The following is a 6,111-nucleotide window of genomic DNA, read 5'->3' on the forward strand; positions in this document are numbered from 1 at the left end:
ATCCACTGCGCGCCGGCAATGCGCTGCTGTTGCGGCTTCTAAACCGCCTGCAACAATACCGCCAGCTCATCCACCTCCTCGCTCCAGTCCGCGTCCTCGGCCAAGGCCTGGCGCAGGAAGTCGGCTTGCGCCGGCGTCCAGAATGGCGCATCGGCCAGCGCGGCGCCATGCGGCAAGGGATGGCTGGCGATAAAGGCGCGGATAGCGGCGGGTTCATCGGCCAGGCCCAGTTGGCGGAACAGGCCGGACAAGGAATGCGTGCTGGTGTCCATGACGCTTCTCCTGTGAAGGGATGTCTGATGATAGCCCCGAATCGGCGGCGGCGCAGCCAGCCTTGCGGCAGGCAAAACGGCGGCCAAGGCCGCCGTTTTAGCTGACTACGGGCTCACACCTTGTCGTAAAGCTTGGAGCCGCCCTTCAAAAACTCCACCGATTTGGTCTGCATGCCCCGCGCCAGCGCGTCCTGATCGCTGATCCCCTGCTTGGCCGCGTATTCGCGCACGTCCTGGGTAATCTTCATGCTGCAGAAGTGCGGGCCGCACATGCTGCAGAAATGCGCGACCTTGGCGCTGTCCTTGGGCAGGGTTTCGTCGTGGAAGGCGCGCGCTTTGTCCGGATCCAGGCCCAGGTTGAACTGGTCTTCCCAGCGGAATTCGAAACGCGCCTTGGACAGCGCGTTGTCGCGGATCTGCGCGCCGGGATGGCCCTTGGCCAAGTCGGCCGCGTGCGCGGCCAGCTTGTAGGTGATGATGCCTTCCTTGACGTCGTTCTTGTCCGGCAGGCCCAGGTGTTCCTTCTGGGTGACGTAGCACAGCATCGCGGTGCCGTACCAGCCTATCTGCGCCGCGCCTATCGCCGAGGTGATGTGATCGTAGCCAGGCGCGATGTCGGTGGTCAGCGGCCCCAGGGTGTAGAACGGCGCTTCGCGGCACCACTCCAGCTCCTTGTCCATGTTTTCCTTGATCAACTGCATGGGCACATGGCCGGGGCCTTCGATCATCACCTGCACATCATGCTTCCAGGCGATCTCGGTCAGTTCGCCCAGAGTCTTCAACTCCGACAGCTGCGCCTCGTCGTTGGCGTCCCAGACGCTGCCCGGCCGCAGGCCGTCGCCCAGGCTGAAGGCCACATCGTAGGCCTTCATGATTTCGCAGATATCCTCGAAATGGGTGTAGAGGAAGTTTTCGCGGTGATGGGCCAGACACCATTTGGCCATGATGGAGCCGCCGCGCGACACGATGCCGGTCATGCGGCCGGCGGTCATCGGCACATAGCGCAGCAATACCCCGGCGTGGATGGTGAAGTAATCGACGCCCTGCTCGGCCTGCTCGATCAAGGTGTCGCGGAAGATTTCCCAGTTCAGGTCCTCGGCCTTGCCGCCCACTTTTTCCAACGCCTGATAGATCGGCACGGTGCCGATGGGCACCGGAGAATTGCGGATGATCCATTCGCGGGTTTCATGGATGTTCTTGCCGGTGGACAGGTCCATGATGGTGTCGGCGCCCCAGCGTATGCCCCAGGTCATCTTGTCCACTTCTTCGTTGATCGAAGACGTTACTGCGCTATTGCCGATGTTTCCGTTGATTTTGACCAGGAAATTGCGGCCTATGATCATGGGCTCGGATTCGGGGTGATTGATGTTGGCCGGCAGGATGGCGCGGCCGGCGGCGATCTCGGCGCGCACGAATTCCGGCGTGATCTCCTCCGGCAGCGCCGCGCCGTAAGCCTGGCCCGGATGCTGGCGCGTCATCAGTTCCGCCAGCTTGCTGTTCTTGCCGCCGGCGGCGCGCAGCGAGTCCAGGTATTCGCGGCGGCGCAGGCTTTCGCGGATGGCGACGAACTCCATTTCCGGCGTGACGATACCGCGGCGCGCGTAATGCATCTGGCTGACATTGCGGCCCGGCAACGCGCGTCGCGGCTGGCGCGTCAGGTTGAAACGCAGCTCGGCCAGCTTGGGATCGGCCTCGCGGGCGCGGCCGTATTCGCTGGACAGGCCGGCCAGCTGCTCACAGTCGCCGCGCTCGGCGATCCAGCCGGCGCGCAACGGCGCCAGGCCGCTCTGGATGTCGATGCGCGCGGCTGGATCGGTATACGGGCCGCTGGTGTCGTAAACGGTGATGGGCGGGTTGGCCTCGCCGCCAAACTGGGTGGGCGTGTCGCTCTGGCTGATCTCGCGCATGGGCACGCGGATGTCCGGCCGGCTGCCGGCGACGTGGATCTTGCGGGAATTCGGCAAGGGCTGGATGGCGGCGGTGTCCACCACCATGGAGGGCTTGGGTGTTGCGGGCGCGTTCATCGGGCGGTTCTCCTGGTCGATGAATGGCGCAAGGAGCGAGCCGCCGCTTGGGCGGGCTGCGGACGGTTTCATTGCGATTAAAACGGTCCGCCAGCAAGTTGCGCTTCCCTACGCCGGTATTATCCGGGTCAGGTTCCAAGGGTGTTTCTCACCCGCGCAACAATCTTTAACGATTATCCTATCCTTTCAAGGATATGGACCATCTTGCCGACCGCCGCGCAGGACCCCTAGCGATGCTGTGAAGGTACGGCAAATGTGGGATAATCGCAAGTTATCGTCATGACACGCCGCCGCTTTTTTCCCGTGGCGGCAAGCCCCTCCGGAGTGAGCTGATGGATTTTGAGAATGCCCGTTTCAACATGGTCGAGCAGCAGATTCGTCCGTGGGACGTACTTGACACGAACGTGCTGGACCTGCTGTTTCACGTGAAACGCGAACAGTTCGTCGTCGCCGACAAACGCAGCCTGGCCTTTGTCGACACCGAGCTGCCGCTGCCCAATGGCAGCTTCATGCTGCAGCCGAAAATGGAAGCGCGCCTGGCGCAGGACGCCGCCATCCAGGCCCAGGACAAGATCCTGGAAATCGGCACCGGTAGCGGCTATCTGACCGCGCTGCTGGCCAAGCTGGGCCAGCATGTCTACAGCGTGGAGATCGACGCCGCCCAGCGCGAGACCGCGGCCGCCAACCTGAAACAGGCCGGCATCGTCAATGTCACCCTGGTGGCGGGCGACGGCGTGCTGGGCCTGCCGCAACAAGCGCCGTTCGATGTGATCGTGGTCGGCGGCTCGCTGCCGGTGGTGCCGCAGGAACTGAAAGACCAGCTGGCCGTGGGCGGCCGCCTGATCATGGTGGTGGGCGACCTGCCGGTGATGACCTGCAAGCTGATCAAGCGTGAAACCGAAACCAGCTTCAGCGAAACCGGCCTGTTCGAAACCTGTATCGGCCGCCTGGCCAAGGCGGAAGCGGTAGAGCCGGAGCGCTTCGCGTTTTGATGGTCCAGGAAATCCGCGCCCGCGATCTGGCCGCGGCGCTGGCCGACAACAGCGCCGAGCCGCCGCTGCTGCTGGATGTGCGCGAAGCATGGGAAGTGCAGCTGTGCATGATTCCCGGCTCGCAGCACATCCCGATGAACCTGATCCCGCTGCGCATGAGCGAGCTGCCGGACGCGCCCATCGTGGTGATCTGCCACCATGGCGTGCGCAGCGCCCACGTTGCGCGCTTCCTGCTGGACGCCGGCTTCGAGCAGGTGCTGAGCCTGGCCGGCGGCGTGGAGGCCTGGGCCGCGGAAGTGGACCCGCAAATGGCGCGTTATTGAAACACCAGCCATCCACCAGCATTGCCGGCCGTTCCCGCGGGAACGGCTTTTTCATGGAACAAAGCCGGCGCGCCGGGTTCCAAATCCCTTCAGATAGCAAGAAGCAGAGTTTTTTTATGCAAGCATTGTCCTACCTGTCCCCCGCCATTGCCCGCATCCATCCCGCCTGGGAACAAGTGTTGTCAACACCGGAAATACAGCGGCAATTAGCGGCCATCGACCGCGAACTGCAAGCCCAGCAGCAGCAGGGCAAAACCATATTCCCGCCAGCGGCGCAAACCTTCAACGCGCTGACCTTCACCGCTCCGGCCGATGTGCGCGTGGTGATCCTGGGCCAAGACCCCTATCACGGCGACGGCGAGGCGATGGGCCTGTCGTTCTCGGTGCCGGCCGGCGTGCGAGTGCCGCCCAGCCTGCGCAATCTGTACAAGGAACTGGCGGCGGACCTGAGTTGCGGCGTGCCCAATAGCGGCGACCTGAGCCATTGGGCGCAGCAAGGCGTGCTCTTGCTCAACAGCGTGTTCACCGTGGAAAAGGATCAGGCCGGCAGCCACGGCAAGCTGGGCTGGCAAAGCGTCAGCGACGCGCTGATCGACGCGGTCAACGCGCACAGCCCGGGCTGCGTGTTCCTGCTGTGGGGCAATTGGGCCAAGACCAAGGCCGAGCGCATCGACGCCTCGCGCCATCTGGTGCTGAACGCCGCGCATCCGTCGCCGCTCTCCGCCAGCCGCGGCTTCCACGGCTGCCGCCACTTCTCCCAGGTCAATGCCTGGCTGCTGTCGCGCGGCCGCGGCACCATACAATGGGGCGCGCCGGCGCCGCAGAACAGCCTGTTTTGAACCCGGCCGGCGGCGCTCCCTGCGCCGCCTCCTGCCCGATAGGCTCTTTTCCGCCGCGCCGCCATGGCCTAAGCTAGGGCTCCAGTCTCTATCCCGTGTCCGCCCGTGGAAATCCTCGTCCTGCTGTGCCTGATCCTGCTCAACGGCCTGTTCGCGATGGCGGAGATCGCCATCGTTTCCTCCCGCAAAGTCCGGCTGCTGCAACGCGCCGATGACGGCCAACGCGGCGCCCAGGCCGCGCTGAAACTGGCCAACGATCCCAGCCGCTTCCTGTCCACGGTACAGATAGGCATCACCTCCATCAGCATTCTGTCCGGCGTCTACGGCGAGGCGGCGCTGTCCGAACAGCTGCGCTGGCTCTTGCAGGACATCCCCTTGCTGGCGCCATACAGCAAGCCACTGTCAGTGGCCTTGATGGTATTCATCATCACGCTATTGTCGCTTATCTTCGGTGAACTCGTGCCCAAACGGCTGGCCTTGCTGAACCCGGAAGCGGTGGCCACCACGCTGGCGCGACCGATGCTGCTGCTGTCGCGGCTCAGTTCTCCGCTGGTGAAAGCGCTGAGCCACAGCACCGACGGCCTGCTGCGGCTCTTGGGCGCCAAGAAGAGCAGCGATCCGTCCATCACCGAGGAGGAAATCCGGGTGCTGATGGAGCAAGGCGCCGATGAAGGCGTGTTCGACCGCGCCGAGCAGGAACTGGTAACCAATATCTTCAGGCTGGACAACCGCAAGGTGGCCGCGGCGATGACGCCGCGCAAGGACATCGTGGCGCTGGACCTGGACGATCCGCCCGCGCTCAACCATGACGTGCTGCAGAACCATCATTTCAATCACTTCCCGGTTTGCCGCGGCAGCGTGGAGCAGATCGTCGGCGTATTGCACGCCAAGCGGGTGCTGGACAGGCTGCTGGCCGGCGAGCAGCCCGATATCGCCGCAGAATTGGCGCAGCCGCTCTACGTGCCCGCCAACGTCACCCTGATGCAGTTGCTGGAGCAATTCAAGCAGACCCGCCACCATATGGCGCTGGTGGTGGACGAATACGGCGAGCTGGAAGGCCTGGTGACGATGAACGACGTGCTTGAAGCCATCGTCGGCGATATGCCGGCGATCAGCGCTGATGAGGACGAGATCGCGCAGCGCGAGGATGGCAGTTGGCTGATAGACGGCATGCTGTCGCTGGACCGTTTCAAGGAGTTTTTCGACATCGCCGAAGCGCTGCCGGGCGAAGCCGGCGGCAATATCCACACCCTGGGCGGCGTGGTGATGTTCCAACTGGGCCGAGTACCGTGCGTCACCGACCGCTTCGACTGGAACGGCTTCGGCTTCGAGGTGGTGGATATGGACAAGACCCGGGTCGACAAGATCCTGCTGACCCGCTTGCCGGCGCCGCCGGCGGCATTGCCGGCCGACGACGGCATTTAGAGCCGCGAACAACACCTCGCGGAGAACCTGAGCCAAGGCGCGCCGACGCAGGCAGTACCAGTCGTACGCCAAGGAGGCACAACGCAGGATCAGGGGTTTTGTTAGCGGGTCTTAGAACCTGTTTACGATCTCCGGAGCAATAGAGCCAGGAAAGCCAAGTGGATGAACTGCAAGCTGGTATTCAGCTTCCGCTCGCAGTTCTTCCACAGCCTTCTGCTCTTTTCCAACCATGCGAA

Annotated in this window: 6 protein-coding genes, 1 pseudogene and 1 riboswitch; of the genes and pseudogenes, 4 read left to right on the forward strand and 3 right to left on the reverse strand. The window is 63.7% G+C overall.

Translation table 11 applies throughout. The features are described from left to right. Nucleotides 1-38: 38 nt before the first annotated feature. A complete protein-coding gene (locus tag VI26_RS04530; RefSeq protein WP_048408549.1) occupies nt 39-272 on the reverse strand; it encodes a DUF2789 domain-containing protein in 234 nt (77 codons plus the stop codon). 113 nt (nt 273-385) lie between these two features. Beyond that, complete coding sequence (gene thiC, locus VI26_RS04535; RefSeq protein ID WP_369799191.1) at nt 386-2,266, reverse strand: phosphomethylpyrimidine synthase ThiC; 1,881 nt, start codon at nt 2,264-2,266, stop codon at nt 386-388. A gap of 118 nt (nt 2,267-2,384) precedes the next feature. Continuing rightward, nucleotides 2,385-2,535: riboswitch (TPP riboswitch) on the reverse strand. Nucleotides 2,536-2,628: 93 nt separating this feature from the next. On the opposite strand from thiC, the gene VI26_RS04540 reads away from it, so the two are divergent. The 4 genes from VI26_RS04540 (at nt 2,629) to VI26_RS04555 (ending at nt 5,875) form a co-directional block, all read left to right on the forward strand. Beyond that, a complete protein-coding gene (locus VI26_RS04540; RefSeq protein WP_048408551.1) occupies nt 2,629-3,288 on the forward strand; it encodes a protein-L-isoaspartate O-methyltransferase in 660 nt (219 codons plus the stop codon). Further along, complete coding sequence (locus tag VI26_RS04545; RefSeq protein WP_048408552.1) at nt 3,288-3,611, forward strand: rhodanese-like domain-containing protein; 324 nt, start codon at nt 3,288-3,290, stop codon at nt 3,609-3,611. Before VI26_RS04540 ends, VI26_RS04545 begins: the two co-directional genes overlap by 1 nt. 116 nt (nt 3,612-3,727) lie before the next feature. Beyond that, a complete protein-coding gene (gene ung, locus VI26_RS04550; RefSeq protein ID WP_048408578.1) occupies nt 3,728-4,450 on the forward strand; it encodes a uracil-DNA glycosylase in 723 nt (240 codons plus the stop codon). Nucleotides 4,451-4,555: 105 nt separating this feature from the next. After that, entirely contained in the window at nt 4,556-5,875 is a 1,320-nt protein-coding gene (locus tag VI26_RS04555) for a hemolysin family protein (protein ID WP_082150879.1), read from the forward strand. Nucleotides 5,876-5,997: 122 nt separating this feature from the next. On the opposite strand, the pseudogene VI26_RS24295 reads toward VI26_RS04555, so the two are convergent. Beyond that, a pseudogene (locus tag VI26_RS24295) lies at nt 5,998-6,111 on the reverse strand (IS5/IS1182 family transposase); the annotation flags it as partial.

The organism is Chromobacterium sp. LK1 (assembly GCF_001043555.1).
Lineage (GTDB): Bacteria > Pseudomonadota > Gammaproteobacteria > Burkholderiales > Chromobacteriaceae > Chromobacterium > Chromobacterium aquaticum.